The sequence below is a fragment of the Acidiferrobacteraceae bacterium genome (genome assembly GCA_037388825.1).
Taxonomy (GTDB): Bacteria; Pseudomonadota; Gammaproteobacteria; order Acidiferrobacterales; family JAJDNE01; genus JARRJV01.
The window spans coordinates 44030-70966 of the sequence record JARRJV010000001.1 but is presented as its reverse complement, the minus strand read 5'-3'; the positions used below and the strand labels follow the sequence as shown (position 1 = coordinate 70966).

General features: G+C 60.0%; 26 protein-coding genes. 13 read left to right on the top strand and 13 right to left on the bottom strand.

Going from position 1 to position 26937, the window contains the following annotated elements; genetic code table 11:
- Positions 1-12 precede the first annotated feature (12 nt).
- Positions 13-474 (bottom strand): GNAT family N-acetyltransferase, encoded by a 462-nt coding sequence (locus tag P8X48_00355; GenBank protein ID MEJ2105762.1) that lies wholly within the window; start codon positions 472-474, stop codon positions 13-15.
- 86 nt (positions 475-560) lie between these two features.
- The gene (locus P8X48_00350; GenBank protein MEJ2105761.1) at positions 561-1361 is read right to left on the bottom strand and encodes a dienelactone hydrolase family protein; all 801 of its coding nucleotides are present in this window, start codon (positions 1359-1361) and stop codon (positions 561-563) included.
- Between the two features lie 302 nt (positions 1362-1663).
- On the opposite strand from P8X48_00350, the gene P8X48_00345 reads away from it, so the two are divergent.
- Positions 1664-1867, top strand: coding sequence for a cold-shock protein (locus P8X48_00345; GenBank protein MEJ2105760.1), 204 nt, complete (start codon positions 1664-1666; stop codon positions 1865-1867).
- A gap of 56 nt (positions 1868-1923) precedes the next feature.
- On the opposite strand, the gene glgP is transcribed toward P8X48_00345, so the two are convergent.
- From glgP to P8X48_00330, 3 genes are read right to left on the bottom strand one after another with little or no spacing between them, the layout of a single operon-like run.
- The gene (gene glgP / locus P8X48_00340) at positions 1924-4434 is read right to left on the bottom strand and encodes an alpha-glucan family phosphorylase (GenBank protein ID MEJ2105759.1); all 2511 of its coding nucleotides are present in this window, start codon (positions 4432-4434) and stop codon (positions 1924-1926) included.
- A 28-nt stretch (positions 4435-4462) separates the two neighbouring features.
- Positions 4463-6748 carry a phosphoketolase family protein gene (locus P8X48_00335; GenBank protein MEJ2105758.1) on the bottom strand — a complete coding sequence of 762 codons (2286 nt, stop codon included), beginning with the start codon at positions 6746-6748 and terminating at the stop codon, positions 4463-4465.
- Positions 6745-7899 carry an acetate/propionate family kinase gene (locus P8X48_00330; protein ID MEJ2105757.1) on the bottom strand — a complete coding sequence of 385 codons (1155 nt, stop codon included), beginning with the start codon at positions 7897-7899 and terminating at the stop codon, positions 6745-6747. The genes P8X48_00335 and P8X48_00330 overlap by 4 nt, the downstream gene beginning before the upstream one ends.
- A gap of 248 nt (positions 7900-8147) precedes the next feature.
- On the opposite strand from P8X48_00330, the gene P8X48_00325 reads away from it, so the two are divergent.
- Positions 8148-8573 carry a hypothetical protein gene (locus P8X48_00325; GenBank protein ID MEJ2105756.1) on the top strand — a complete coding sequence of 142 codons (426 nt, stop codon included), beginning with the start codon at positions 8148-8150 and terminating at the stop codon, positions 8571-8573.
- A gap of 359 nt (positions 8574-8932) precedes the next feature.
- On the opposite strand, the gene P8X48_00320 is transcribed toward P8X48_00325, so the two are convergent.
- Both P8X48_00320 and P8X48_00315 read right to left on the bottom strand, forming a co-directional pair.
- On the bottom strand, positions 8933-9259 hold the full coding sequence (locus P8X48_00320; GenBank protein ID MEJ2105755.1) for a hypothetical protein: 327 nt from the start codon (positions 9257-9259) through the stop codon (positions 8933-8935).
- A gap of 78 nt (positions 9260-9337) precedes the next feature.
- Positions 9338-9883 carry a sterol desaturase family protein gene (locus P8X48_00315; GenBank protein MEJ2105754.1) on the bottom strand — a complete coding sequence of 182 codons (546 nt, stop codon included), beginning with the start codon at positions 9881-9883 and terminating at the stop codon, positions 9338-9340.
- Between the two features lie 220 nt (positions 9884-10103).
- On the opposite strand from P8X48_00315, the gene dauA reads away from it, so the two are divergent.
- The 8 genes from dauA to P8X48_00275 all read left to right on the top strand — a co-directional run bounded on the left by dauA (position 10104) and on the right by P8X48_00275 (position 19614).
- Positions 10104-11867: a C4-dicarboxylic acid transporter DauA gene (gene dauA / locus P8X48_00310; protein MEJ2105753.1), complete on the top strand. Its 1764-nt coding sequence runs from the start codon at positions 10104-10106 to the stop codon at positions 11865-11867.
- Between the two features lie 65 nt (positions 11868-11932).
- Positions 11933-12898, top strand: a complete 966-nt coding sequence (locus tag P8X48_00305; GenBank protein MEJ2105752.1) for an LOG family protein — start codon at positions 11933-11935, stop codon at positions 12896-12898.
- A 28-nt stretch (positions 12899-12926) separates the two neighbouring features.
- Positions 12927-14315, top strand: a complete 1389-nt coding sequence (locus P8X48_00300) for an MBL fold metallo-hydrolase (protein MEJ2105751.1) — start codon at positions 12927-12929, stop codon at positions 14313-14315.
- 78 nt (positions 14316-14393) lie between these two features.
- Positions 14394-14843: a MarR family transcriptional regulator gene (locus P8X48_00295; GenBank protein MEJ2105750.1), complete on the top strand. Its 450-nt coding sequence runs from the start codon at positions 14394-14396 to the stop codon at positions 14841-14843.
- 1 nt (position 14844) lies between these two features.
- Positions 14845-15867, top strand: a complete 1023-nt coding sequence (locus P8X48_00290) for an HlyD family secretion protein (protein MEJ2105749.1) — start codon at positions 14845-14847, stop codon at positions 15865-15867.
- Complete coding sequence (locus P8X48_00285; protein ID MEJ2105748.1) at positions 15864-17390, top strand: DHA2 family efflux MFS transporter permease subunit; 1527 nt, start codon at positions 15864-15866, stop codon at positions 17388-17390. Before P8X48_00290 ends, P8X48_00285 begins: the two co-directional genes overlap by 4 nt.
- A 74-nt stretch (positions 17391-17464) precedes the next feature.
- A complete protein-coding gene (locus P8X48_00280) occupies positions 17465-18586 on the top strand; it encodes a YjgN family protein (protein MEJ2105747.1) in 1122 nt (373 codons plus the stop codon).
- Positions 18583-19614, top strand: coding sequence for a M48 family metallopeptidase (locus P8X48_00275; GenBank protein ID MEJ2105746.1), 1032 nt, complete (start codon positions 18583-18585; stop codon positions 19612-19614). The genes P8X48_00280 and P8X48_00275 overlap by 4 nt, the downstream gene beginning before the upstream one ends.
- 22 nt (positions 19615-19636) lie before the next feature.
- Here P8X48_00275 and P8X48_00270 read toward each other — a convergent pair whose 3' ends face one another.
- Entirely contained in the window at positions 19637-20068 is a 432-nt protein-coding gene (locus P8X48_00270; protein MEJ2105745.1) for a DUF6524 family protein, read from the bottom strand.
- A 185-nt stretch (positions 20069-20253) separates the two neighbouring features.
- Here P8X48_00270 and P8X48_00265 point away from each other — a divergent pair, with 185 nt between their 5' ends.
- Positions 20254-20928 carry a DUF599 domain-containing protein gene (locus P8X48_00265; protein MEJ2105744.1) on the top strand — a complete coding sequence of 225 codons (675 nt, stop codon included), beginning with the start codon at positions 20254-20256 and terminating at the stop codon, positions 20926-20928.
- Positions 20929-20942: 14 nt separating this feature from the next.
- Here the strand turns inward: P8X48_00265 and P8X48_00260 are convergent, their stop codons facing one another.
- On the bottom strand, positions 20943-21650 hold the full coding sequence (locus P8X48_00260; protein ID MEJ2105743.1) for an L-2-amino-thiazoline-4-carboxylic acid hydrolase: 708 nt from the start codon (positions 21648-21650) through the stop codon (positions 20943-20945).
- 112 nt (positions 21651-21762) lie between these two features.
- On the opposite strand from P8X48_00260, the gene P8X48_00255 reads away from it, so the two are divergent.
- Positions 21763-22035, top strand: coding sequence for a glutathione S-transferase family protein (locus P8X48_00255; GenBank protein MEJ2105742.1), 273 nt, complete (start codon positions 21763-21765; stop codon positions 22033-22035).
- Between the two features lie 172 nt (positions 22036-22207).
- Entirely contained in the window at positions 22208-23335 is a 1128-nt protein-coding gene (locus tag P8X48_00250; GenBank protein ID MEJ2105741.1) for an HD domain-containing protein, read from the top strand.
- A 12-nt stretch (positions 23336-23347) separates the two neighbouring features.
- Here P8X48_00250 and P8X48_00245 read toward each other — a convergent pair whose 3' ends face one another.
- The 4 genes from P8X48_00245 to P8X48_00230 all read right to left on the bottom strand — a co-directional run bounded on the left by P8X48_00245 (position 23348) and on the right by P8X48_00230 (position 26935).
- Complete coding sequence (locus tag P8X48_00245) at positions 23348-23662, bottom strand: hypothetical protein (GenBank protein ID MEJ2105740.1); 315 nt, start codon at positions 23660-23662, stop codon at positions 23348-23350.
- A 98-nt stretch (positions 23663-23760) separates the two neighbouring features.
- On the bottom strand, positions 23761-24846 hold the full coding sequence (locus tag P8X48_00240; GenBank protein ID MEJ2105739.1) for an ABC transporter permease: 1086 nt from the start codon (positions 24844-24846) through the stop codon (positions 23761-23763).
- Positions 24843-25946 (bottom strand): ABC transporter permease, encoded by a 1104-nt coding sequence (locus P8X48_00235; protein ID MEJ2105738.1) that lies wholly within the window; start codon positions 25944-25946, stop codon positions 24843-24845. Before P8X48_00235 ends, P8X48_00240 begins: the two co-directional genes overlap by 4 nt.
- The gene (locus tag P8X48_00230; GenBank protein ID MEJ2105737.1) at positions 25943-26935 is read right to left on the bottom strand and encodes an ABC transporter ATP-binding protein; all 993 of its coding nucleotides are present in this window, start codon (positions 26933-26935) and stop codon (positions 25943-25945) included. Before P8X48_00230 ends, P8X48_00235 begins: the two co-directional genes overlap by 4 nt.
- Between the last annotated feature and the right edge of the window lie 2 nt (positions 26936-26937).

Here is a 26937-nt window from a genome sequence, read left to right as displayed (position 1 = left end):
CCGTTTTGGCGCTCAGTGAATATTGACCGGCGCGCTCGAATCCCCCAGGGGACGAACCACACGCAGACGGCGGGTATCGCCCCGGCCGGATTCGACTCCGGTTTCGTTGAATCCGTTTTTGCGAAAAAAAGTCAGGCTGTCACCGGTAACCTCGGACCACAGGGTTTCCATGTTCTTCACCTGAGCGATGTGCGCAAGGTAACTCACGATGGCGCCACCGACCGTATTCCCTCTCCAGGGGCGAAGAACTGCCACGTAGTCGATCAGTCCGTCGGGCTGCATACGGGCCGCGCCCACGGCCCTTCCTCCCCCCTCGTACACGAGGACGTGGATTGCTCCGCTATCCCCATGCTCGTCGACGAAGCCTTCCCCGAACCCCAATTCTTCGCGAAAGACCTGGTCACGCACCAGACGGATGTCGTCCGCGTCGCGATCCCATTTTCCAAAGATGAACGTGTAGCCCGAAGTCGTCACTTTTCCTCCAAACAAAACGTCCGGACGCGGACCATGAACTCCGCGTCCGGGTGGTCTTGCTTACAGTATAGACGACCGCGGCCGAATCAGGACGAGGATCCGAACAGCCCGGAAAGGAACTTCTTCATTTCCGCCCACGACTCACGGTCCGCGGCAGCGTTGTAGGCGATCGGGATCTTGAACTTCTCGCCCAAAGCCGTGGCTTCCGGGTTGGTGAAGGCATGCTTGGCCCCCGGGTAGCTGATCACCCGGAAATCCGCTCCGGCCTGTTTCATGTCCTTCTCGAAACCGGCGACCCGTTCCGGTGGGTTGAACGGGTCAGCTGCTCCTGTCAGAACCAGGATCTTGGACGTAACCTTCCCCTTCAGCGCGGGCTGCAAGCCGCCGAGTGTGCCGTGGAAGCTGACCACACCCTTCAGCGGTACTCCCTGACGCGCCATATCCAGGGCGACGCCGCCACCAAAACAGTAGCCGACTGCACCGATCCGTTTGCGGTCCACCGTGTGCTGCCGCTTCAACAGCTTGTATGCCGCCAGGAAACGGGCTTTCTCCGCCGCCGGATCCTTCTTGACCTCGCCGGAGTAGGCTCCTGCCGTTTTTGGATCATGGGCCACCTTGTCGTTTCCATACATATCGACTGCGAGGGCGGTATAGCCGAGCTTCGCCAGCATGCGGGCACGATGGCGCGCGTATTCGTTCTGTCCCCACCACTCGTGCACAACCAGTATGCCGGGGCGACGTCCCTTGAAATGATCGTCGTAAACCAGGTAACCCTTCATTGTGGTATTGCCCGCCTTGTAGCTGACGGTTTCACTATGCAGTGCCGCATGCACAGTCGCTGCGGGAACCAGCAGGGCGGCCAGCAATGCAAATGCGGTGGTCCTCATTTCTCACCTCCTTCGTGAAATCGGGCATACAAATTTAAGTCAGAATTCCGGGAGCAACAATGGCCAATGGAACCGGCCGCCGGCCCGATTTTTGCGTGCACGAATGTAAAATCCCCGTACTTTGATAGTGACGATTTCGGGAAAGATCTTATAGCGTCGCGTAGGGAGTTACAGTAAACTGAATCGCAATGCAGTTTGTGTCGTTGTCGGTGATACTCCCCACACGGTGTACCCCACAGCAGGATCACGCCCCAGGCTGCATGCGGCAAATTGGCGACAACTTGAGTTCGAGGTATTTGGCAATGCTCACAGGCACGGTGAAGTGGTTCAATGAATCGAAGGGCTTTGGCTTTATTGCCCAGGACAATGGCGGCGACGATGTGTTCGTGCACTTCAGCGCCATTCAGGGTTCGGGATTCAAGACACTGAAGGATGGTCAGAAGGTGTCGTTCGAAATCCAGGAAGGACCCAAGGGGCTGCAGGCAGCAAACGTCGTCCCTGAATAATTGAACCCTCCCGCCGGAGATCGCCGCATGGCGCTTCCGGCTCCGGCCCACACCGGTCAGCGCTGCCACAGGATCAACGGCAATTCCTGCGGTACGGAAACCTCGTCGTGCTTTGGAACAATGCGCGCCGTATAGTCAGACGCAGGGCGCGACCCATCCAGTTCCAGTCCGTAGACAAAACCGTTCACCGTCCCGCTGATCGCGGCCAACCGGTTCATCGGCTCGCAGAATTCCCCCGAGTCGTCGCCCGGCTCCGCATACAGCTGTACCTCCAACATGTCCGCAGCCAAATCTCCAAGATAAACCTGTACACTGTAGTGCAGCCGTGAACCTTCCTTGCGCGTGTCTATGCTGCCGAAGTGAATATCGGGCCAGTGATGCCGCAGGCTCATTTCCCACGAATGCAGTTCGCGCGCGAACTTGCCGTTTCGGTGGGCCCGCCGCTGGAAGGAGGCGGCCGCGGGAACATAAACATCCTCCACGTACTCTTGCACCATGCGGTTGGCACTGAACTGGGGTGCCAGTTCCGCCATACAGGTACGCATGCGCCGAACCCAGTCCCGGGGGATGCCACTCGCATCCCGGTCATAGAATGCGGGAACGATCTCCCGTTCCAGCCGTTCGTACAGGGCCTGCGCCTCGCGCCTGTCCCAGTCCCCCGCCGGATGCTCCTTGCCGTCGCCCAGGGCCCAGCCCACCTCCGGACGATAGGCCTCGGCCCACCAGCCATCCAGCTCCGACAGGTTCAAGCCACCATTCACCAGCACTTTCATACCACTGGTCCCACATGCCTCCCACGGCCGCCGCGGCGTATTGATCCACAGGTCCACGCCCTGAACCATTTCCTGTGCCAGGGCGATATCGTAGTCCTCCAGGAATACCGCGTGGTTGCGGATCTCGGGGCGGCCCACGAAACGGGTCCATTCGCACACAAAGTCCTTGCCGACCTCGTCTTCCGGGTGCGCCTTGCCGGCGACAATGATTTGCACAGGCCGGTCGCGGTCGCACAGGAGGCGCGCCAACCGCTCCGGATCGCGCAGCAGGAGATTCGGGCGCTTGTACTCGGTGAAGCGCCGGGCGAAGCCTATGGTCAGGGCGTTGGGATCCAGAAGGTTCGCCGCCTCGCCGATGATCTCGTCGGGCTCGCCGCGCTGGGCCAGCTGCCGCGCAAGGCGCTCGCGGGCATATCGAACCAGATCGTGCCGCTCTTCGCCCACCATGGTCCAGATGGCTTCGTCATCCAGGGCGCGGATGGCCTCGGCGTGAGTATCCACCATACCCATCCAGCGGTTCTTTCCGCAGGTCCTTGTCCAGATCTCGTCTGCCCATGGGGAGTCCCAGGAAGGTACATGGACTCCGTTTGTAATATGGCAGACCGGAACCTGGGATTCCGGCCAACGCGGATACAATACATGAAAGATCCGCCGGCTCACCTCGCCGTGAAGACGGCTGACGCCATTGACGCGACCGCAGGTTCGGGCAGCGAGATACGCCAGATTGAAGGGTTCTGACTTATCAAGGGGATCAACGCGACCCAGGCCGAGGAGTTCGGATCCGCTGATGTCGATCTCCTGCGCATAGGTTCGACCGTACTTGGCGATCAGTTCCTGCGGGTACTTGTCGAAGGCGGCCGCGACCGGCGTGTGGGTGGTAAATACATTGCCCGGACGCGTCGCCCACAAGGCTTCGCGGAAACCCAGACCCTCTTGCTGCATGTAGTCGCGGGCCCGCTCGATGGTCGCCAGGGCGGCATGGCCTTCATTCAGGTGACAGGCCTCCACGTTCCGCCCCAGGGCGCGCAGAACGCGCCAGCCACCAATGCCCAGCACGATCTCCTGCACCAGGCGAATCTCCTGGCCACCGGCATAAAGCTTGGCCGTGATGCCCCGGTCGGCCGGGCCATTCAAGGGATCATTACTATCGAGCAAAAACAGATCCACCCGGCCAACCCGCGCCTGCCATACCCGGAGCGTGAGATCCCGGCCGGGCAGTTCCAGGCTGATGCTCACGGGGCCGCCGTCATCGTCGTGTACCCGGCTGACGGGAAGCATCCACGGTTCGCTATAGGGATAGATCTCGACCTGGCGGCAATCGGCACCGACCATTTGGCGAAAATAGCCTTCCTGGTACAAAAGGCCGACGGCCGTCAACGGAAGGCCCAGATCGCTCGCGGTCTTGAGGTGATCGCCCGCCAACACCCCCAGCCCACCCGAGTACAGAGGCAAGGCCTCCCCAAGACCGTATTCCATGCTGAAGTAGGCAATGCCGCCGACGGGGGGGTCGGGGAAACGCTCCTTGTACCAGGTCGATCCGTTGAGGTACTCGTCACGAGCGGCGAGGATCTCGTCGAGTTGCGCCCGAAACCCCTGGTCGTTTGCCAGTTCGGCAATGCGCCGATCCGACAGGCTCAACAAGATGAGCCACGGGTTTTCCGTGCGTTCCCAGACGGTGGGAGACAGGCCCTGCCACAGCTGGTCCGCCGCGTGACTCCAGGTCCAGCGCAGATCCAAGGCCAGATCCGTCAAGCCTTCAAGCTCCGGCGGTAAGCGCTGCAACCAGGGCTGCATCAGTCGGATCCCGTGCGCATATCAGTCCCTATTCTGTTTGCTCCCATTTCCAGTCCCGGATCTCGGGCATGTCCTCTCCGTGCTCTTGTATATACTCGCGATGCTCCACGAGTTTGTCACGTACATACTGGCGCGTATAGGCGGCCCGATCGCCAAGACCCGGAACCCTGTCGATGACGTCGGCCACCAGATGAAAACGGTCCAGATCGTTGCGCACCACCATATCGAAGGGCGTCGTCGTGGTCCCCTCTTCCTTGTATCCCCGCACGTGCAGGTTGTCATGGTTGGTACGGCGATACGTCAGCCGGTGAATGAGCCATGGATAACCGTGGTAGGCAAAGATGATGGGGCGGTCGCTGGTGAACAATATATCGAAATCCCGATGCGACAGCCCGTGGGGATGTTCCTCCTTGGGCTGCAGGGTCATGAGGTCAACGATATTGATCACGCGTATTTTCAACTCCGGAAACTGCTGTCGCAGAATCGCTACTGCCGCGAGTGTCTCGAGTGTGGGCACGTCACCGGCGCAGGCCATGACCACATCGGGCTCGCTGCCGCGATCGTTGCTGGCCCATTCCCAGATTCCGATACCCGCGCTGCAGTGTTTGATCGCCGCATCCATACTCAGCCACTGTGCCTCGGGCTGCTTTCCGGCAACAATAACATTGATAAGATTACGGGAACGTAAACAGGTATCCGCCACCACCAACAGGGTGTTTGCGTCGGGTGGCAGATAGACCCGGATGACGTCGGCCTTCTTGTTCACCACGTGATCGATAAATCCGGGATCCTGGTGGGAGAAGCCGTTGTGATCCTGGCGCCAGACATGGGATGTCAGAAGGTAGTTCAATGACGCGATCGGTCGACGCCACGGAATCTCCTTGCTGGTGACCTTGAGCCACTTTGCATGCTGGTTAAACATGGAGTCGACAATGTGGATAAAGGCCTCGTAGCATGAAAACAGGCCATGCCGCCCCGTAAGCAGGTAGCCTTCCAGCCATCCCTGACAGGTATGCTCACTCAGGATCTCCATAACCCGTCCATCGGGGGCAAGATGGTCGTCATCCGGTTCCCGGCGGGCCATCCAGTCGCGGTCCGTGACCTCGAACAGGGCGGTCAGGCGGTTGGACGCGGTCTCGTCCGGCCCCACGACGCGGAGATCGCGCAGCAACAGGCCACCATTGGCGTGGGGATTGGCGCTCATGCGGCGTTCGCCGGAGGGAGCCAATGAGCGCAGGTCCTCACGCAAGCAACCGGTATCATCGAATAGTTCTTCCGGCCGATAGCTGCGCATCCATTCCTCAAGCTGCTTGAGGTGTTCCGGCTTGCTTGCCAGGCCGGCCAGTGGCACCTGGTGAGATCGCCAGGAACCCTCGGTCTTCTTTCCGTCCACGAACTTGGGTCCCGTCCACCCCTTGGGGGTGCGCATCACGATCATGGGCCAACGCGGCCGCTGGACCTCAGCGCCGCTGCGCGCCTTTTTCTGGATGTCGGCGATCTCGTCGAATACCTGTTCCATGGTGCGCGCCATCTGCTGGTGCAGCAGGCGCGGATCGTCCCCTTCGACAAAATGCGGTTCGTAGCCATAGCCACACAGCAGATCTTTCAACTCCTCATGGGAAATGCGCGCAAGCACCGTCGGATTGGCGATCTTGTATCCATTCAGATGAAGTATGGGCAGCACCGCTCCATCGCTGGCAGGATTGAGAAACTTGTTCGAGTGCCAGGCGGTCGCAAGGGGACCGGTCTCGGCCTCGCCATCGCCGATCACACAGGCGATGATGAGGTCGGGATTGTCCAGCGCAGCACCATAGGCATGGGCAATCGAGTACCCCAGTTCGCCGCCCTCGTGAATGGAGCCCGGAGTCTCGGGCGCAACATGGCTCGGAATCCCGCCGGGAAAGGAGAACTGCCGGAAGAGGTGGCGCATCCCTTCCTCGTCAAACGAGACATTGGGATAGACCTCGCTGTAGGTGCCCTCCAGCCATGCATTGGCGACAATCGCGGGGCCGCCGTGGCCGGGACCGATCACATAGATCATATCCAGATCACGCATGCGGATCATGCGATTGAGATGCGCATAGAGAAAATTCAGCCCCGGGGTGGTTCCCCAGTGCCCCAAAAGCCGCGGCTTTATGTGGTCCAGGACCAGGGGCTCATGCAGCAGCGGGTTGTCCATCAGGTAGATCTGGCCCACGGAAAGATAGTTGGCAGCACGCCAATAGGCATGGATGCGATCCAGTTCCGTCGCCGTCAACGGGCCCTCGCTGCCTGCGATCCCCGATTCCGGTCGTTCAGTTGTTTCCTGTTTCATTTCGCCCTCCTGTGCCCGGATTCTGTGTCGACCTGTTTCTGCACCACGCCCAATGCCTCGCGCACCAGCTGTGTCCCCTCGTCCACCGGGATTGTCCAGAGTTGCACCGTGCCGACAACGTCATGAAGCGCGTGTTCACCCTCGACTGCCTGGAGATTGCGCCGGCGCTCCAGAGACACACCGAGAAAGTCGAGCCCGCGCAGAATGCGTTCTCGTACCTGCGGGGCGTGTTCGCCAATACCGCCGCCGAAAAGAATGGCATCGACACCCCCGAGAACCGCGGAGTAGGCACCGATGTATTTGCGCGCGCGGTAGCAAAACATTTCGATGGCGATATCCGCGGCAGGTTCCGCGGATTGAAGCAATTCCCTCATATCGCTGCTGATGCCGGAGACTCCAAGCAGGCCGGACTCCTCATTCAGGAGCTTCTCAATCGAAGCTGCATCCATCCGTTTTTCTTGCTCCACCCAGGTGACGAGGCCCGGATCCACGTCCCCGCTGCGCGTGGCCATGATCAGTCCCTCCGTTGGAGAAAAACCCATGGACGTGTCTACCGGAACGCCGGCGCGAATCGCGCTTGCGGAACAGCCGGAACCCAGCTGCAACGAGATCACGCGCGCCATGCCGGCCATCTCCGGCACAAGCTCCGCCCAACGCTGCCAGAGGGCGCGGTGGGCGATGCCGTGAAAGCCGTAGCGACGCAGCCCCTCCTTGTCGGCCATCTCGCGGGGCAAGGCATAGCGCCATGCAAATTCGGGCAAGTCACGGAAGAATCCCGTATCGAATACCGCCACCTGCGGCGTACGCTCGCCCAGCAGCGACCGGCTGCCCCGGATCCAGCGCAAGGCGCGCGGATTATGCAGGGGCGCCAGAATGGCACAGCGCTCTATTTCCTGCTCCACCTGCGCGTCGATCAGGGTGCTTTCGCGCAATCGCTCACCTCCGTGAACAACCCGGTGCACAAGTACATCCGGCCTTGCCTGGCCAGCATCGCCGACGAAGCGGGCCAGGAGGCTTTCCGCGTCATCAATTTCGCCGGTCAAATGGCGGCTGGCCACACACTCCAGGGTCGGCCCGGAGCGGTAGAGCCCCAGGCGAACCGAGGAACTGCCAGTGTTGATGGCCAGGACGTTGTAACGCGGTTTTGACACGTAAGTCGCACCCCGGGGGCAATTGGACGCGGTTGGCCCGCACCGGTTTTCGCCACCCATAGTGGTGCTCATCGCATGACAGTGCATTGACCCGAATCAACCGGCGCGCGGCAAGAAAGCTGCTGCGGGGCATCCGGCGGCCGGGCCGCAAAAAATACTGGACAAGCGGGAAAACGCGGATATCATTCCGCAAAAAAAGCCGGTGACTTCGGCTACGTCAACAACCCTCGACGGCGAGTGTCCTGAATATGGGCGGATCGGCAGCGAAAAAAGGTTCGGCGTGGTATGGCTTCCTCGATGCGGGAGCCAAGAGCTCGCCGGTCGCCATGGATCCGAACCTGGATACGGGCAACACAGCCACGGTCTATCTCTTCAACCTTCAGCGCGACGCCATCCTCGAGTACCGGCGCGATCTGGTGGAACCGAAACTTCGCGAGTTTGAACCCGGCGAGGAAGTGATCGTTGATGAACTACAGGCCGCATTCGTCGCCGCCCTCTCCGGCTTCTCGCCACGGGGGTCCCAATCCTCGGCCGCAGTTGAGCGCGTACGCCCCCGCAAGACCAGTGCCGAAACCATGCTCAGTGATATCGATCCCGATACGGATGATTCGGAAATCCCGGATGACGTGGACGACGGGGACGATGGCGCCGACTGGGATTCCGACGACTCCTGAAGGCCCTGGATCACGCAGGAAGCGGAATCTTGCACGCGCTGAACGTGGATCGGTATCTATAATAGAGTAGAGTGCGGAAAAGCTGCCCCGTCCCCGGCACTCAGGGCGGAAAACATCATAGAGCGAACGGCGCCAGCCCGGGCGGTTGGAAGAACAGGCCACTATCTGTCTGAAATGACTCGCTCCGGTCGACCAAGCCAGTGCGATGATGGAGATCATTGCCGGGCTACTGATCGGCGCCAAAACTCTTGCGAATGGTGCGCATTCTTCCGCTGCATTCAGTCAAAGCCTCACCCCGCCTTTCGGCGAGCTCCACCACATCCCGAAAGGTGGTCTGGCCCGCCTCGAGAACGGGAAAGCTACAGTCCCGGATCAGCTGTGGATCCGGTCGAACTACCGCCGGGTTTCCGCAGGAGACCGGCAACAGACTCAGGCACAGGATGATCAAGACAGGGTGCACTGACTTCCCTGATTGTCCGAATATGTTCACGATACACCACCTTGCGCGCTTCCCGCGCTTCCTGGAGTGAGGCGAGCAGTTCCGATTCCCGCTCGCGGTGCTTGATCACAAGATGATCGTACTTCGCCCGCACTTCCATGCGACCGAGGCGCCAGGCCTGTATATGGCTGGAGACGAGTAGAACTGCGACTGAAATGATGGAACCGGCAACGATATAGACTTTCATGGCAATCCCTTGCGAATGAAAAAGTCAGGTGCAGCTATCCCGGTAATGGAGCAGCCTCGCCGGGATTCGATTCAATTGCTAGAAGGCGCGCTTGTATTTTGAGCGGTATCGGGTACCAAGCACAATATCCCACAGCGGAGTAGTCACACCGAAATTATATTCCGGATGGTGGTGATGAATATGATGGTAGGCCGCCCATTTCCGCACGTACCGGTTTTTCGGCCGCCAATGATGAATGGAAAAGTGTGCAAGCACATAGATTATGTAACCAGAAAGGACAGCGGCAGTGAGCAGCAAATTGTAGGCTAGGGGCAGAACCAGGCCGAACACGGCAACCCACAGGATCATTACCAGGGCGGGAAGAAAAAACGGTAGCGAATCGTAGCCAAGGGGCTCTGCATGATGGGCGCTATGTCCCCGTTCCAGGATCCTCACCGGCCCATGGAAGAGCCAGCGGTGAAAGAAATACTCAATGAATGAAAATATCAACAGACCGCCCACGACGATCAACAGGCTTGCGAACAGACCCACTGCATGGCTGAGGATCGCATAGGAAACGAAAGCGACAACAATGGAGGCGTCGACTACCAGTTCTGCCCAGTAGTTCGTCCTCGTCTGGGACATACGGACGATTCCGTCAACCATCCGATCATACAAGTAGCGGATTGATTTCTGCGGCATTGCTGCAACCCATCCTTGATTTCCACCAGATACCTTGGTGAAAAATCCTAACACGTTTAGTATGGTAGAACATCCGTTCCACACCGGGAATGGATGACCGCCAGTCGGTGCCACATTACCTGTCATCCCGGTTTGGCGACCTTGCCTTTGCAGGAATTCGACCGTGAACAGCTCCAATAATTCCCAAGCCCGCTGGCCGATCGCTACGGCAATCATCGACTTATTCGCGGGTGGTTACAGCCGCGCCAACATGCGAGGCGACCTGCTTGCGGGGATTACCGTGGGTGTGGTCGCCGTTCCCCTGGCCATGGCCCTTGCTATTGCCAGCGGGGTCCCGCCCCAATATGGCCTCTATACCTCGATCATCGCGGGAGTCGTTATTGCGCTTACGGGCGGCTCGCGGTTTTCCATTTCCGGGCCGACCGCCGCGTTCGTGGTCATCCTCCTGCCCATTACCCAAAGCCACGGCCTCGGTGGATTGCTCCTCACTACGGTCTTGGCCGGCTTGATCCTGGTCGCCATGGGCGCCACGCGGATGGGGCGGCTGATTCAATTCATTCCCTATCCCGTGACCGCGGGATTCACCGCCGGTATCGGGATCGTCATCGCCACCCTTCAGCTCAAGGATTTTCTGGGCCTGACCCTCGCGGGGCACCCCCAGCACTACCTGGACAAGGTGGGCGCACTCATTCGGGCCGTCCCCTCCGCGCATGGGCCTGACATTGCGATCGGTTCCATCACCCTTGCGGTACTGGTGTTGTGGCCACGACTCAAGACCCGCATCCCGGGGCACCTGGTGGCACTTGTGATCGGGTCTCTCGCAGCCTACCTCGCCCACCGGATCTGGCCCGGATTCGAGGTGGCAACAATCTCGTCCCGTTTTCACTACATGGTGGACGGTGCAAACGGCAATGGGATACCTCCGTTTCCTCCCATACCGGACTGGCCCTGGCACTTGCCCGATGCGCATGGCAACCCCATCGGCATCTCCATAGGCCTCATCCGTGAGCTGCTGCCGTCGGCATTCACCGTCGCCATGCTGGGAGCCATCGAATCCCTGCTGTGCGCCGTAGTCGCCGACGGCATTACCGGAACACGACACGACCCCAATGCCGAACTGGTCGGCCAGGGCCTGGGCAATGTGATTGCACCATTCTTCGGAGGGATCACCGCGACTGCCGCCATCGCGCGGACCGCGACCTCGATCCGCAGCGGCGCCCACGGCCCGATCTCGGCCGTGATTCACGCCGGGGTGGTGCTGCTGACCGTCGTGGTGTTTGCCGACTTGCTGGGCTATCTGCCGATGGCCGCGCTGGCAGCCCTGCTGATGGTTGTTGCGTGGAACATGAGCGAGGCAAGACACGTGGTCAATGTTGTAAGGGTAGCGCCACGGTCCGATGTTGCGGTGTTGCTTACCTGTATTTTTCTTACAGTCGTTTTCGATATGGTCATCGCTGTCGCCGCCGGAGTGGTGCTCGCCTCCATTCTCTTCGTCCGCCGCATGATGAGTCTGACCGATGTCGCCCTGGTGCGGCGTGATGAACACGCTCATACCGAGGAACTTCCTTCCTCGGTCGCAATCTATGACATCAATGGCCCGCTGTTTTTCGGTGCCGCGGAGAAGGCGGCCAGCGTCATTCAGCGCCTCAATCCTGAGGTCAGGCTGGTCATATTCGACATGGCGGACGTATCCATGGTGGATATGACAGGCATCGTCGCCCTGGATTCCCTGGTCAAACGGCTCAACCACGCCCGGGTGGCAGTGATCATCGCCAATCTCAATGCACGGATCTATCGCAAGCTGTACCGGGCGGGACTGCGCCAGACATCGGGCATGCTCGAGTGCTGCCTGACCCTGGGGGAAGCCTGCGAACGGGCGGTGACCTTGGAGAAGCACACACCCGCGGAAGGCGGATCCTCAACATGACCCTCACCCCGAGCCGGGGCGCGTTGGTAATTGAACCGGAATCTCGCGTGTGATTTGATGCGCCGATGCCGAAGCGAAAATCCATTTCAGGTCCCGAGATACCGCAACCGCCGCACCCGCAACGGCGGGAGAAACCCCTTCCCTGGCACCGCCCCAAGCCGACCCACGAAGACCCCGATGCGCCTGACCGCGTGCGCGCGATCCTCAAGAGTCCCAGCTACATCCCGGCCGACGAGGATATCGAATTTCTTACCCGCTACGACACCCGCGGGCTCCGCCTGCAGCTGGACTATCTGAAGACGGAACTGCTGTTGCAGCAGCACGATATCAGGCACACGGTAGTGGTATTTGGAAGTACACGCATCCGTGAGCCGGCGGCTGCGCAACATCATGTGAATTCCCTGCGCCACTCTCTCGAAAAACAGCCGGACGACCCGGACCTGCAGCGGCAACTCGCCGTGGCCGAGCGGCTCCTGGCGAAAAGCCATTATTATGATATCGCGCGCGAGTTTGGCCACCTTGCCGGCGATGCCGGCCGCCGCCACGGGGACGGGCTGCTGGTGGTCATGACCGGGGGAGGACCCGGGATGATGGAGGCCGCCAACCGCGGCGCATTTGATGCTCGCGCCAAGAATATCGGCCTCAACATCAATCTGCCCCATGAGCAGTACCCCAATCCCTACATTACCCCGGAGCTGTGCTTCCGCTTTCACTACTTCGCCCTGCGCAAGATGCACTTCCTCCTGCGAACGCGGGCGCTGGTGGCCTTCCCCGGAGGCTATGGCACCTTCGATGAACTGTTCGAGACCCTGACCCTGATCCAGACGCGCAAGATCGCCCCGGTACCGGTGATCCTGGTGGGCCGCGAGTACTGGGAACGGGCCATCAACATGGATTTTCTTGTGGACGAGGGTGTAATCGACCCCGAGGACCGGGAACTGTTCTGGTTCGCGGAGACCGCCGAGGAAATCTGGGACGGAATCGTGCGTTGGCACAGGATCAACGGTTCGGATCTGTTTCCAAAAGGCTGAAAGAAACTATAAATCTGGAGCAACGATCTTGAAAATATCCTTTCATGGCGCCGATCGCGGCGTAACCGGGTCCTGTCACATGGTCGAATGCTCCGGCAAGCGGATCCTTGTCGATTGCGGGCTGTACCAGGGCGGTCGGGAACTGGACGAGGAAAACGCGGAACCCTTTGGTTTCGATCCCTCATCGGTCGACATGGTTCTCCTGACCCACGCCCATCTCGATCACTGCGGTCGATTGCCACTACTGGCAAAACGCGGATTTGGTGGCGAGATCATCACCACGGCGGCATCCCGCGAACTCGCGCGCCTGGTGATGCTGGACGCGGCACATCTCAACGAGGAAGAGGCGCGCTACCGCAGCCGGCGGGCCAAGCGTCGCGGCAACCACCACGCGGAAATCGAGCCGCTGTATACGGAGCTGGATGCCCTCAACGCACTGGACCGCTTCGGTCGAACCGCCGACTACAAGGCTCCGCTGGACTTGGCCCCCGGAATACGCGCCACCTATATCGATGCCGGGCATATTCTTGGCTCCGCAAGCATCCTGCTTGAACTCAAAGAAGACGGGGTAACACGCACCGTACTGTTCTCGGGTGATCTCGGAAATGCCGGGCGACCGCTTTTGCGCAATCCCGCGATTCCGCCGGAGGTGGATGTCGTCGTCATGGAGACTACATACGGCGATCGCAAGCACAAGGAAATCGCGCCCACCGTGAATGAGCTCTACGAGGCGATCGACGACACCTTTCGCCGCGGCGGCAATGTCGTAATCCCGACCTTCGCCCTCGAACGCGCCCAGGAGATCCTGTTCTACCTGCACCAGGGGATCGGTTCCGGACGCCTGCCAGGCTCCATGCAGACTTTTCTGGATTCGCCAATGGCGATTTCGGCAACGGAGATCTTCAGCCGCTATCCAGACTGCTACGAGAAGGAAACGGAAGAGATGTTCCGAAACGGGGGTGATCCGTTCGATCTGCCCGGCCTGCATTTCACACGCGAGACCGCCGAGTCCATTGCCATCAACCGCATCAACGGTGGCGCCGTGATCATGGCCGGCTCCGGCATGTGTACCGGGGGACGCGTTCGACACCACCTGAAACACAACCTCTGGCGCCAAGACTCCAGCATTGTGTTTGTCGGCTTCGCTGCCCGCGGCACTTTGGCACGCCGCATTATCGACGGCGCCAAACACGTCAGCATTTTCGGCGAAGAAATTCCCGTTCGCGCGAGTGTGTATACGGTCAACGGTTTTTCCGCCCATGCGGACCAGCCGGAACTCCTTGCCTGGCACAGCCACACCCGGGCGCCCCGGACCTTCCTGGTCCACGGCGAGGAGGAAACCATGGAACACTTCGCCGGCCTGCTGAAAGATACCCACGTCGAACTGCCCACCCTGGGACAGGAATACGAGCTCTAAGCACGGCTCCACTTGCCCCGCCCGCCATTTTGGCGGACAATAGATAGCTTCCTATCTAATAGGGTACGATATATTCCCATGCAAGCGGTGCGGGAACAACTGGGGCCAGTCCTGGCAGAGGCCGCGCGAGCTTGGCGCGCCCGGCTCGATGAGCGCCTGCGGCCCCTGGGTCTGAGCCAGGCCCGCTGGATCATCCTGTTGCAGCTTTCCCGCCATGGCGACGCCGTGACGCAGAAGACTCTCGCCGGACGCGTGGGCATAGAAGGGCCAACCCTGGTACGGCTGCTGGACCGCATGACGGAGGATGGCTGGCTGGAGCGTCGGGAGTCGGAGCAGGACCGGCGATCCAAGACGGTGCACCTGACGGACAAGGCGCGGAACGTGATTGAGGAAATCCGCAAGGTGGCGACCACACTGCGCACCGAGTTGCTTGCGGGCACCACACCGGAAGAACTGGAAACCACGCTACGCGTCCTGCAACACGTCAAGGACAAGGCAGACCGCCTGCACGGCGGCGGAGACGACTGAAATGCGAAAGAAGATCTTAATGGTTGCGGGGGCCGTGGTTGTCGGTGGTCTGGCAATCTGGGGCTATCACAGCTGGTCGCAACGATACCCAAGCACGGAGGATGCCTACATCGGCGCCAACGTCGTTCGCGTGGCGCCCCGTGTAAGTGGTCGGGTGACGGTGATCGATGTCGTGGACCAGCAAGAGGTCAAGAAGGGCGACACGCTGTACGCGATCGATCCTGAACCTTTCCGGCTGGAACTGCAGCAGGCCCAGGCGCGGCTGGACCAGGCGCATCGCCAGGTCGCGCAGATGGAGGCGGCGGTCGCTTCGGCCCGCGCCCAGGTCAATCATCGCGAAGTGCTGCTGGAAAACGCGGCAGCCAAGGAAAAGCGTGCGCAGCAGCTGGCGAAAAAGAACTATCTGTCGAAACAGAGCGTCGAGGACACCGAGGCTGCCTACAAGGGTGCGCAGGCGGATCTGCGGATTGCCAGGGCCAAGCTTGACGAGGCACGGCGACAACTCGGAACACCGGGCAAGAACAACGATCGGATTGTTGAGGCGCGTGCTGCAATGGAACACGCGCAGTGGGCACTGGACAATACAAAGGTCACCGCGGCGTGCAATGGGCAGATCGGCGAGCTGGGTCTGCGCCCCGGTACCGTCGTCCGGGCGGATACGGATTCCTTCGTGCTGGTATGCGACTCCGGCTACTGGGTGGACGCCAACTTCAAGGAGACGGATCTGGAACGCATCCGCCCCGGTCAGGTCGCGGACGTGAAGGTGGACATGTATCCCGGGGTTCACATGAAGGGCGTCGTGGAAAGCGTGAGTGCCGCCGCCGGTTCCGCCTTCTCTCTGCTTCCGCCACAGAACGCGAGCGGCAACTGGGTCAAGGTGACCCAGCGCGTGCCGGTGCGCGTACGCATCGACAACCCGAATCCTTCCTACCCCCTGCGCGTCGGGACCAGCGCCGTGGTGACCATCGATACGCAGAAGACTGATTCGGATAGCAAGGTCGCGTCCAACTCGGCCCCGCAATGACCGAGAAGGAAAACCGGTTGTGGATCAGCGTCGCCGTCATGGCCGCGACGGTGATGCAGGTGCTGGACACGACCATCGTCAACGTCGCCCTGCCACATATGCAGGGCGAGATGAGTGCCACGCCGGATCAGATCAGCTGGGTATTGACCAGCTATCTCGTCGCCTCCGGTGTGTTCATGCCACTCACCGGCTACTTCAGCCATCGCTGGGGACAAAAGCGCTTCTTCGCCATCAGCATCGTGGGCTTTGTCACTGCCTCCATGATGTGTGGCCTGTCCGGCACCCTGGAAGAGATCGTATTCTTTCGCCTGGTACAGGGAATCACCGGCGCGGCTCTGGTGCCACTGGCGCAGTCGGTCATGGTCTCCACCTTTCCGCCAAAGGAACGGGGCAAGGCCATGGCCATCTGGGGCATGGGCGTCATGGTCGGCCCCATACTCGGTCCCACCCTGGGCGGCTGGCTCACGGAGGTCCTGTCCTGGCGTTGGACCTTCTTCATCAATGTTCCCGTGGGCATTCTCTCCACTTTCCTAGTTCTACGCTTCGTGCCGGACACGGAAAAACAGAAGCGCGACATGGACTGGTTGGGGCTGGCGCTGATGACCATGGGGGTCGGCGCCCTGCAGTTCCTGCTGGATCGTGGCACCGGAGACGACTGGTTTGCCTCACCCGTGATCCAGTTCTCCGCCTGGATCAGTTTCGTTGGATTCGCCGGATTCATCCTGCACATTCGCAGCTACCGCGGCCACGCCTTGTTCGCGCCCGAAATCTTTGCCGACCGCAACTTCGCCACCGCCTGCGGGCTCATGGCGTTTCTCGGTCTGGGCCTGTTCGGTTCCATGCTTCTGCAACCATTGATGCTGGAAGGCCTGCTCGGCTACCCGACCATCATGACCGGCCTGATTCTGGCACCGCGTGGCTTTGCCAGCATGCTGAGCATGATGATCGTCGGTCGCCTGATTACGCGCGTGGACGCGCGCATGCTGATCCTGGCCGGCATCGTGATCTTCTCGATCGGTTCCTACCAGACCACGCAGTACAGCCTGGTCATGGGAATCTGGTGGGTGATCTTTCCCATGTTGCTACAGGGCATGGGTCTGGGCATGGTGTTCGTCCCCCTTTCCACCCTGGCCTACTCCACTCTGCCCGAACGCTACGCCCCGGACGCCGCCGGCATGTACAGCCTGCTGCGCACCATCGGCTCGGGCATCGGCATTTCCCTGGTGGCAACGGTACTGACGCGCCATACGCAAATCGCCTGGCACAATGTCGGCAGTCACATCGACGCCTTCAATCCGGAACTGGGCCGATATCTGGGCCATATCGGCATGTCGACGCAATCCGCTCAATCCGCGGCACCGCTTCTGGCGCATGAACTCGCGCGCCAGTCGCAGATGATCGGTTTCCTCGATGCCTACACCTTCGTCACCGTCGCCTTCGCCATCATGGCACCAGCGGTATTCATCATGCGCAATTCCCGTCATGAAATGACCGCCCAGGAGACTGCTTCGGCCGTCGAGTAGGGTCCCGACCGGGGGACGGCACCCGAACCATCGTCTATGCTTGGAAGAGGGTCAGAACACAACAAGAGCCAGGGATGCAGACCGACTCCACGACTCCGACGACCGTGCCCCTTGAGCCTGCGGCCCCAACCGTGCGCGAACTGCCGCTGGAGTTTCGTGGCCGGGCTGCGGACTACTTCCGCGTTTGGGCTGTCAATCTCTGCCTGACGCTGCTCAGCCTCGGCATCTTCTCCGCCTGGGCCAAGGTTCGCCGGAAACGATACTTCTACGCCCATACCGTACTCGACGGCACGCCCTTCCAGTACTTGGGACAACCCTTACCCATCCTGCGTGGGCGCATCATTGCCACGATACTGTTCCTTTTCTACTACGCCGGGACCCACTACTTTTCATCCCTGCTTCCCTATGTTCTGGTGACGGCGACGATTCTCGCGCCGTGGGTCGTGGCGCGCTCGCTCGCATTCAACGCGCGCTACTCGGCCTTCCGCAATATGACATTCGCGTTTCAGGGTGGCGGAACCGATGCCCTGAAGGTCTTATACGCCTTCGCCATCGTGCCGCTGATCGTATTGTGTGTGATCTTTGGCTGGTGGGGAAAATCGTGGCTGATCGGCTTCACGTATATCGCAGGTATGCTCTATTTCCCGTGGTGGCTTGCCAACCTTCGCCGTTTCATTGTGGACAACAGTGAATATGGCGGCAAGCACGGTTCGCTATCCCTGAAAGGATCACAATATTTCAAGATGTACCTGCTGGCAGGCCTGATTCTTTTCGGTGGTTTTATCGTAGCGAGTTTCGGGCTTGGCATCATGATTGCCACCAAAAGCACGTCGCCTCACGCGGTCATGCTTTTCGTGATTCCTTTTTATGTCGTCTACGTGCTCGCCTACGCCTTCACCCGTAGCCGGGGAATTAATCTCGTATGGAACCAGACCCGCCTTGGCCCTCTCCGCTTTGAATCCAGTCTGCGCGCCTGGGGGCTCATGGGCCTGTACGTGAGCAATGCCATTGGCATCCTCGCTACCGCCGGCCTGCTGATTCCGTGGGCCGTGACGCGGACCATGAAGTATCGCGCCGACCACATGCGCGTGTTCCTGCACGGAAATCTGGAGGACTTCACCGGTACCCATACCGATACGGTGCAGGCCACCGGTGCCGAGGTGGGAGACTTCTTCGATCTGGACCTGTCCCTATGAGCAGTCCGGACATCAGTCTGAGTGGAATCTGGTTCGACGGAACACGTCCGGTGGGTGTGCCCGCGACCCTGTTGGCCAGTCGAACCGGCGCCACACTGCGATCCACGAGCCATAGCCGGGATTACAACACCGATCGGCTGCAGGTCTCCCCGCGTACCGGCGGTGCCGACCGGTTCATTCTGTTCCCCGACGGCGGACAGCTCCAGTGCGCCGATGGTCCTGAACTCGATGCGCTCCCCCAGGAGAGCATGAGCGAAGGCATTGTCGCCTGGCTGGAATCGCGCGTCGCGGTCGCCCTGACGGGTATCGCCCTGGTGTTCGGCATGGTCGGGACCGGCTATTTCTACGGTTTGCCCTGGGCATCGGAGAAGATCGCCGACCATATTCCCATGGAAACGGAAGCCCGCCTGGGCGCAAGCTCCCTCAACTGGCTCGACGATCAGCGATGGTTTGAACCGAGCAAATTGTCAGGGAAAAAGCGGGCGGTCATTCTCAAGGGCTTCGACCAGCTCAGCGCCGGCCTGCCCATACGCAGGTATCTCCATCTGAAGTTTCGCAATTCCGCGGTCATCGGTCCCAATGCCTTCGCCCTGCCCGGCGGCACCATCGTCATCACGGACCAGATGGTCAACAACGCCAGGAATCTCGCGGAAGTCGAGGCCGTCCTGTCCCACGAAATCGGTCACGTGGTGCACCGCCATGCGGTGCGCAGTCTGATGCAGAACTCCGCGGTGGCGGTACTGGCAACCGCCATCACGGGCGATGCGGCAACCCTGAGCACGATCGTTGCCGGTGTTCCGACCGTACTCGCACAAACCCGCTATTCACGCCAGTTTGAGACCGAGGCCGATGACTATGCCTTTGCGCTTCTGAAGAAACACGGACAATCTCCGCTGGCGTTTGCACACCTCATGGAAAGGCTGGCAAAAAACAAGGGCGGGAAAAAGGAGCGATTCTCTTTTATTTCGTCCCACCCGGTGACGGCGGAACGAATCCGGCGGGCCCGGGAAGCCGCGAAACGGAGATAGGCGGAGCAAAGGGGCAGGCAGTCTAGACGTCGTCCGTATCCATCTGGCCGGACAAGCGCCTGCGCACGTGGGACCAGGACAAACCGGTACTCAGAACCAGCGCCAGCAGTATCAGCACGAGATAAACCACGGCCTTCAGGCTATGAACCGGGATCAGGCCCAGATCAACGATCAGCCAAATCAGGGTGCCGAACAGCGCCGTTGCCAGCAGCAGGCCAATGGCGCCAAGGGAGCGAAGCGCGGCGCGGACATAGATTGCCCAGCCGACCACAAGAGCGACACCGACGAATGCCTGCGCGGCGCCAATGGAAGGAAAATCATTCTTGATCCAGTGAAAGTAGGAATACCCATCGGGATTGTAGCTGGCCAGCACCAACACCAACCCGGCAAGGAAGCGGAGCAGGAATCCCACCCAATTGATGTCGCTTGTGCGCAAAATCGGTTTCTCACTCACAGAGTCTTAACAATGCGCAAAGCCTACCACAGCTGAAACGAGCCAGCGCCAGTGGAAAAGGCCGCACTAACGTGTCGCCAACGGAATGTTCACGCCCTTTTCGCCGTCCCGGACTGGACCTATAATTCCTTCATTGACAGCGAGATTGGGCGAGACCACGCCCCCAGACTCAGGCTTTACGACCTATGCATTCGTTCCTCAACCTGGTCCATAACTATGGCGGGGATATTGGCGGCTTTTTCATGAGCGCCGGGCTGCTGCTTGCCTATCATTTGTACCTTCGCTACCGGACGCAGAAAGATCCGGCCTATACGATTCAGGCGGTCAACCACGCCGCGCGCCAGGCCTGGGTCAAGGGCATCATGTCCGATCCGGCGCGAAGCCTGCTGGGCGAACAAACCCTGCGCAACTCCACCATGGCCGCCACGTGTCTCGCCTCCACTGCCGTGCTGCTCATCATGGGTACGCTGACCCTGAGCGGACAGGCGGACAAGCTTCAGTCCACCTGGCATAGCCTGAATATCGTGGGCTCACGACATGCCGGTCTTTGGGTAACGAAGCTGCTGGTCCTCGTGACCAACTTCTTCGTCGCCTTCTTCAGCTTTGCCCTGTCGGTTCGGGTCTACAACCATGTGGGCTACCAGCTCAATGTACCGGCAGACCTGCGCGGCCGGGGAATCAATCCCACCGCCGTCGCACGACACCTGAATCGCGCCGGCGACTACTACAGCATCGGCATGCGGGCCTACTATTTCTCCGTACCACTGGTGTTCTGGCTGTTCGGTCCGCTGCTGATGGTAATTTCCACCATGGTTCTGATCGCCATGCTCTATCACGTCGACCGGCTTCCGAAGAAATAGCTACTGCTGGCGGACTATTCCCGGTCTAGCATCTCGTCCTTACTGACTACGCGGATGCCGTACCAGCGCATATCACACACGGAATCTCCATCGGAAAGGGTGTGCGGGCGTTCGTAGTCGCCACGGGGATCAACCAGTCCCGGCAGGGCGTAATCGTACCAGCACCATGTGGCCCGGAAAAACGCCAGCTCTTCGGGGGTTCCGGCCTTGCGAATGAAATCGAGGGGCGCGCACCGGGTCCAGTCCGTGCGCATATGATCCGCTTCCTTCCACGCCTTGCGCTGATATCCGTTCGGATCTTCATTGAATGGAAAAATCATCAATGCCCGCAGCATGAAGTTGATCCTCTTTTGCGGATCCCGGGTAAACGGGCGCGATGGAGCAATCACCAGTTTCGCCATTCGCTCGTAGATGTGCCAGCCGGTGTCGGAAAAGAGTTCCGTCGCCCATGGGGCCGACAATCCATATTCACGTAGCGCGCGATAGCAGGCGAGGCTCAGCAGGCACAGGTATACATTCAGACGGTTGCCCCGTGACCGGTACTGCGGGAAATCCGCTTGCAGCATCAGGGAATCTGCATGGTTCCAGGCCAATTTCAGAATCGCACGCACGTCCTCTTTGCCCAGGCGCCCTGCGGCCGGTCGATCGCGATTGCGATAACGGCCGTTCAAGGCATGCATGGCCGCCCGACGAAAAAACATTCTGATGATTGTTGCCAGCATGCAAGCACCTCCATGTCGCTGGTCGATCATACGCGGCGAAACAGCTGAAAACAAAGACGCTTCCCTCTTCACTACCGGCAAATACCATCATCGCCGATAGGGATTTGCCAGGATGACAAATAATTCACAGGAAGCAGGAACCAGCAATGCCCATGGAAAGTGGATGGGAAGCGGGAATACCTTTGTCGACTATATCGGCCATGTTTCCCTGGACATGGTACGCGCACTGACAAGTGATGTTCTGCAGTCGTTCGACCGATTGTGGGCGTTGTACCAGGTATTCCAGGAGCGCCCACGTATCCGCGCCTACCGGGAATCGGACCGCCGTCATCCGACGCTGACGGTACCCATGGCCTCATTTGAAAACACACCGGAAACCAGCTGAGGACTTGCGCCTCCCCTCCCGAAATCCCGGTATTCCGCCAGTTTTTCCGCGGCAAATGAGACCGGGCACATGTGCGAATACCACAAATTCATTGCACACGATAAAAGATCAACCATACTAAATAGTAATAACGGAGTCGGACACAAAAAAACTATACGGAGAGTTTCCGGTGATGGAGACCTACCAGGACACATTGGAATCCCTGAACCGCAACATCCCCTTGCGGGACAAGCTGGTGCAGATTCACCGCGTGGCACATAAACAGCTGCCGTTCATCGCCCGCATCGCCGTGGTTCTGTACGACCCGAAAACGGCGAAGCTCAAGACTTATCTGCACAGCAGCGAAGAGGATGACCCGCTCTCGCATTATCAGGCGAAGCTGGACGAGGCCCCGTCGCTGGCGAAAATCCTGAAGGAAGGACGCCCGCGCGTGATCAACAACATGGTCACGGTCGAGGACGAACCGAAGGAACATGCACGCCGAATCGGGCGCCACGGCTATGCAGCCAGCTACACCCTGCCCATGTTCTCCAATGGCGTGTTTCTCGGCTTCATCTTCTTCAACTCGAAACAGCCCGACGTGTTCACTGACGCCGCCCTGAATCAGCTGGATGTGTTCGGGCACATGGTGGCACTCATGGTCATCAACGAACTTTCCGCCATGCGCACCCTGGTGGCCGCCATCGCGACCACGGCCCGGTTTACCCATTTGCGCGATCCGGAAACGGGGAGTCATATCGATCGCATGTCCCGCTATGCACGCCTGATCGCCGATGCACTGGCACCACTCTACAACCTGGATGACGACTTCGTCGAACATGTCTTCATGTACTCGCCCCTGCATGACATTGGCAAGGTGGCGATCCCGGACCGTATCCTGTTCAAACCGGGAGCGCTGGACGACGAGGAGCTTGAGATCATGCGAAGCCACGCTCGCAAGGGACGGGAAATCATCGATGATGTGCTGGAGAATTTCGGGCTGGACAGCGTCCAGCATGTGAACATCCTGAGGAATATTGCCGAGTTCCATCACGAGGCCATCAACGGCCAAGGGTACCCGGCCGGGCTGCGGGGGCAGGACATTCCGCTGGAGGCGCGCATCGTCGCCGTGGCCGATGTGTTCGATGCGCTCACCAGCAGGCGTCCGTACAAGGACGCGTGGTCCAACGAGGAGGCCTTTGCCGCACTACGAAGAATGGCTGGAGAAAAACTCGACTCCGAATGCGTCGAAGCGCTGATTCACAACCGCACCGAGATTGACGAGATCCAGCGCTTCTTCCACGAAAACTCTCTGGGCTAGACCGGCCGGAGCCTAGCCGGGCGATGCCGTGCGAACATTGCGAAGAAATTCACTCAGGTCAGGATTGGCATAGGTTCCGAAGGCATCCACAAGCACCCCGCGGATTCCGTCCCCGCTCTCGATTGCGTACACGATGGACTCGTCGTCCGGATCACTAACTCCCTCGAAGCGATGATGCTCGACAATGGTCAACTCATCCGCGGTGAATGTGCGCCCGGTCTCAACCTGGGTAAACCCTTGCTCCAGGTACTCGAAATTCGCCACGTACCCCCGATCGGCAAGCGCAGCCAGGACGTCTTCGACGCTGCGGTATTCGTTTGCGGACACGGTACCTCCTGTGGACATCTGGCCGTCGGAATTCAATATTGTACGCCGATGACCGTGGATTGCAGCGCCCCATGGCATCAGGACGGTTTTTTCGCGAATCAGCGCAGATGGAACAGGCTCAAACCCATCGACACGACGCCCAACAGGCTCATCATGCCGTATTCGAATAGATGGTCGAAGATTCCGCCGCCCTTCAGAAACAGGTCCCGAATGACCACGATGTAATAGCGCAGGGGATCGATCCAGGTGAACCACTGCACCCATTCAGGCATGTTGCGGATGGGAAATGCAAATCCGGAAAGGATGACGAATGGCATGACGAAAAAGAATGCCAGGATCATGGCCTGCTGCTGGGTCCCCGAATAGGCGGAGATCAGTAGCCCCATCCCCAGGGAACTCATCAGGAACAGCAGGCTGGCGGCGAACAGGGCCAGCGGGCTGCCACGAAAGGGCACGTGGAACCAGAGTATGGCGACCACCGAAATCAGCAGAACATCGATCAGGCCGATGGTCGCCACCGGGATCATTTTGCCGATGATGAATTCCAGGTTGGACAAGGGAGAGACCATCACCTGCTCCAGAGTCCCCAGCTCCCGCTCGCGCACGACGGTCATAGCGGTAAGGATCATGGTAGTGATCAGCATCAGGTTCGCGATGATGCCAGGAATAAAATACTCGCGATCCTCCAGGTTCGGGTTGTACCAGGCGCGCTCCTCGAGCTGCACCGGTGGTGACAGTCCACTGCTGCGAAACACTGAATCGCGTATGGTCTGTGCCAGCTGGCCAAAGATGAGCTGTGCGCTATTGGAGTCGGATCCGTCCGTAACAATCTGGATCGCGGGCGAGCGTGCATAGTCCGGATCGAAGCGCACGATCGCGCGTACGTCGGATCGGTTGAGCGCAATCGCGGCACTGGCCATGTCGGGGAAGGCCTGGATGCGGAAATGGCCACTGGCGGAGATGTCGGACACGATCCCGCGGGTCGCGGAACTCAATTCGCTGTCAACCACCGCGACATCGGCCAGGCGCACATCGTACGTGGCGGCATAGCCAAAGATCACGAGCTGTACCAACGGGGGAATGAATACAAAAAAGCGCATGCGCGGGTCGCGCAACAGCTGGCGAAACTCCTTGCCCAGAAGGGCACGTAGCCGAATCAGCCAGACGGGATAAGCGGCGCTCACGACAACAGCCCCAGCTTCTTCGACCGGCGCAGGGTTACGGCGGCAAAGAACAGAAGAATAGCGAGCAGGGCCGCGCCCTGGGTCCACAGCAGGAACGGCGACACGCCCTTGAGGAAAATAGCCTTGTTCAGGGTCACGTAGTAGCGAGCCGGCACGATATGGGAAATCACCTGCAAGACCCAGGGCATATTCTCGATGGCGAACACGAAGCCGGACAGCAGGAACGCCGGCAAGAACGTGGAAATCAGCGACATTTGACTTGCAAGCATCTGGTTGCCGGCACTGACCGAAATCAGCGCCCCCTGCAACATCACCACGATGACAAACAGCGCCGACATGACCGCCAACGCGATCAACGAACCCCGGACGGGCACATCGAAGATAAACTGGGATGCCAGGACCGCCACCACCAGGTCCGCCATGCCGATCACGAAATAGGGCGTGAGCTTGCCGACGAGAAACTCCAGTCGCGTGAGATGGGTAGTGCGCAACATCACCAGGTTTCCCTGCTCCATCTCGCGGGCAACAGTAAGCGATGTCATTAGTGCGCCAATGACCGCCATGACCAGGGCGATAACACCCGGGATGATCGCAAACTTGCTTTCCTTGGTTTCATTGAACCAGGTTCGGTCCTCGATACGGACCGGTGGATCCACGCCATAGAGATCCAGCGCGTAGCTATCCACCAGTGCAATCGCATAATTGCGCACCAGCCGGGCACTGTTGGCGTCAACCCCGTCCAGCAGAAGCTGGATGCGTGCGTCGCCGCGGGCAAGCTTGCGCGCGTAATCCGACGGGATGATGACGCCGCCCCAGATGTCGCCGTGCTGCAAGGCCGCGAACATGGCCTCCCGGTCCGCGTACCGGGTCACCTGAAATGCATGGGTCCCTTCGAAGCGCCCGGCGATTTCGCTGCTTGCGGCATCGTTTGCCTCCTGCAACACGCCGATAGGTGCGTTCTCGATATCCAGACGGATGGCGTAACCAAACAGGAACAACAGCATCATGGGCATGAGCAGAATCAGGGCCAGGCTGCGCGGGTCGCGCAGCAGATGCCACCATTCCTTGCGCGCCATGGCCCGCACGTGCTGCAGGTTCATGCCGGCACCTCCCGGGTGTCTCCGGCCTCTTCCAGTACACCAACGAACACATCCTCCAGCTGCGGCGCCACCACTTCCAGCTTGTCGATGGTCACGCCCTCCTTGCTGGCAGTGGCATACATCTTCTTCATCGCTGCTTCGGCGGATTCGCCGGCCTTCAGCCGGATGCGCAAATGGCCCGCGTGGGGAATGATCTCGCGCACCTCGGGCCAGGTTTCCAGCAACCGGGCACAATGTCCGCAGTCGGGGGCCCGCAGATCGATGATGGGAGTGTCCAGCGGTCGCGCAAGCAGGTCCTCCGGAGATCCCTCGGCGACGATTCTTCCCGCGTGCATGAGACTCAGGCGATCGCAGAACAGCGCTTCGTCCATATAGTGCGTTGTCACCAGGATCCCGATGCCGGTGTCGGCAAGATCGTAAATCAGCTCCCAGAATCGTTGCCGCGCCAAAGGATCAATGCCGGACGTCGGTTCATCCAGAAACAGGACCTGGGGCTCGTGCAGGAGCGCAGCTGCCAGTGCCAGTCGCTGCTTGTAGCCCAAGGGCAGGGTCCCTGACATCGTGCCGGCGAGACTTTCAAGTTCCAGGCGCTCCAGCCCCCAGGCCACCCGCGTTTCCCTTCGCACGGGACCGAGACCATACAGCCCGGCGGCAAGGTTCAGGTTTTCCCGCACAGTCAGGTCGTGGTACAGGGCGAAGCGCTGGGATACGTAGCCGATTTGAGCCCGGGCGTGCCGCGCATGATGCACCATATCCACACCGCCCACGGATATGGTGCCATCATTCGGAGCAAGCATGCCACAGAGCATGCGAATGGAAGTCGTCTTGCCTGCGCCATTGGCGCCGAGCAAACCAAAGACCTCGCCCACCGACACTTTGATGTCGATATCGTCGACGGCGACGAAATCACCAAAGCGCCGTGTGATTCCGCGGGCATCGATCACCTGCTCCGCGGCGTTATGTTTCGCGCTGCTTGCGGAGTCGGCCATGG

Bases quoted from the DNA above. Each gene is read 5' to 3' on its own strand.
- P8X48_00350 (MEJ2105761.1), bottom strand. From the start codon at position 1,361: ATGAGGACCACCGCATTTGCATTGCTGGCCGCCCTGCTGGTTCCCGCA.
- P8X48_00345 (MEJ2105760.1), top strand. From the start codon at position 1,664: ATGCTCACAGGCACGGTGAAGTGGTTCAATGAATCGAAGGGCTTTGGC.
- glgP (MEJ2105759.1), bottom strand. From the start codon at position 4,434: ATGCAGCCCTGGTTGCAGCGCTTACCGCCGGAGCTTGAAGGCTTGACG.
- P8X48_00335 (MEJ2105758.1), bottom strand. From the start codon at position 6,748: ATGAAACAGGAAACAACTGAACGACCGGAATCGGGGATCGCAGGCAGC.
- P8X48_00325 (MEJ2105756.1), top strand. From the start codon at position 8,148: ATGGGCGGATCGGCAGCGAAAAAAGGTTCGGCGTGGTATGGCTTCCTC.
- P8X48_00320 (MEJ2105755.1), bottom strand. From the start codon at position 9,259: ATGAAAGTCTATATCGTTGCCGGTTCCATCATTTCAGTCGCAGTTCTA.
- P8X48_00315 (MEJ2105754.1), bottom strand. From the start codon at position 9,883: ATGTCCCAGACGAGGACGAACTACTGGGCAGAACTGGTAGTCGACGCC.
- P8X48_00305 (MEJ2105752.1), top strand. From the start codon at position 11,933: ATGCCGAAGCGAAAATCCATTTCAGGTCCCGAGATACCGCAACCGCCG.
- P8X48_00295 (MEJ2105750.1), top strand. From the start codon at position 14,394: ATGCAAGCGGTGCGGGAACAACTGGGGCCAGTCCTGGCAGAGGCCGCG.
- P8X48_00290 (MEJ2105749.1), top strand. From the start codon at position 14,845: ATGCGAAAGAAGATCTTAATGGTTGCGGGGGCCGTGGTTGTCGGTGGT.
- P8X48_00285 (MEJ2105748.1), top strand. From the start codon at position 15,864: ATGACCGAGAAGGAAAACCGGTTGTGGATCAGCGTCGCCGTCATGGCC.
- P8X48_00280 (MEJ2105747.1), top strand. From the start codon at position 17,465: ATGCAGACCGACTCCACGACTCCGACGACCGTGCCCCTTGAGCCTGCG.
- P8X48_00275 (MEJ2105746.1), top strand. From the start codon at position 18,583: ATGAGCAGTCCGGACATCAGTCTGAGTGGAATCTGGTTCGACGGAACA.
- P8X48_00265 (MEJ2105744.1), top strand. From the start codon at position 20,254: ATGCATTCGTTCCTCAACCTGGTCCATAACTATGGCGGGGATATTGGC.
- P8X48_00260 (MEJ2105743.1), bottom strand. From the start codon at position 21,650: ATGCTGGCAACAATCATCAGAATGTTTTTTCGTCGGGCGGCCATGCAT.
- P8X48_00255 (MEJ2105742.1), top strand. From the start codon at position 21,763: ATGACAAATAATTCACAGGAAGCAGGAACCAGCAATGCCCATGGAAAG.
- P8X48_00250 (MEJ2105741.1), top strand. From the start codon at position 22,208: ATGGAGACCTACCAGGACACATTGGAATCCCTGAACCGCAACATCCCC.
- P8X48_00235 (MEJ2105738.1), bottom strand. From the start codon at position 25,946: ATGAACCTGCAGCACGTGCGGGCCATGGCGCGCAAGGAATGGTGGCAT.
- P8X48_00230 (MEJ2105737.1), bottom strand. From the start codon at position 26,935: ATGGCCGACTCCGCAAGCAGCGCGAAACATAACGCCGCGGAGCAGGTG.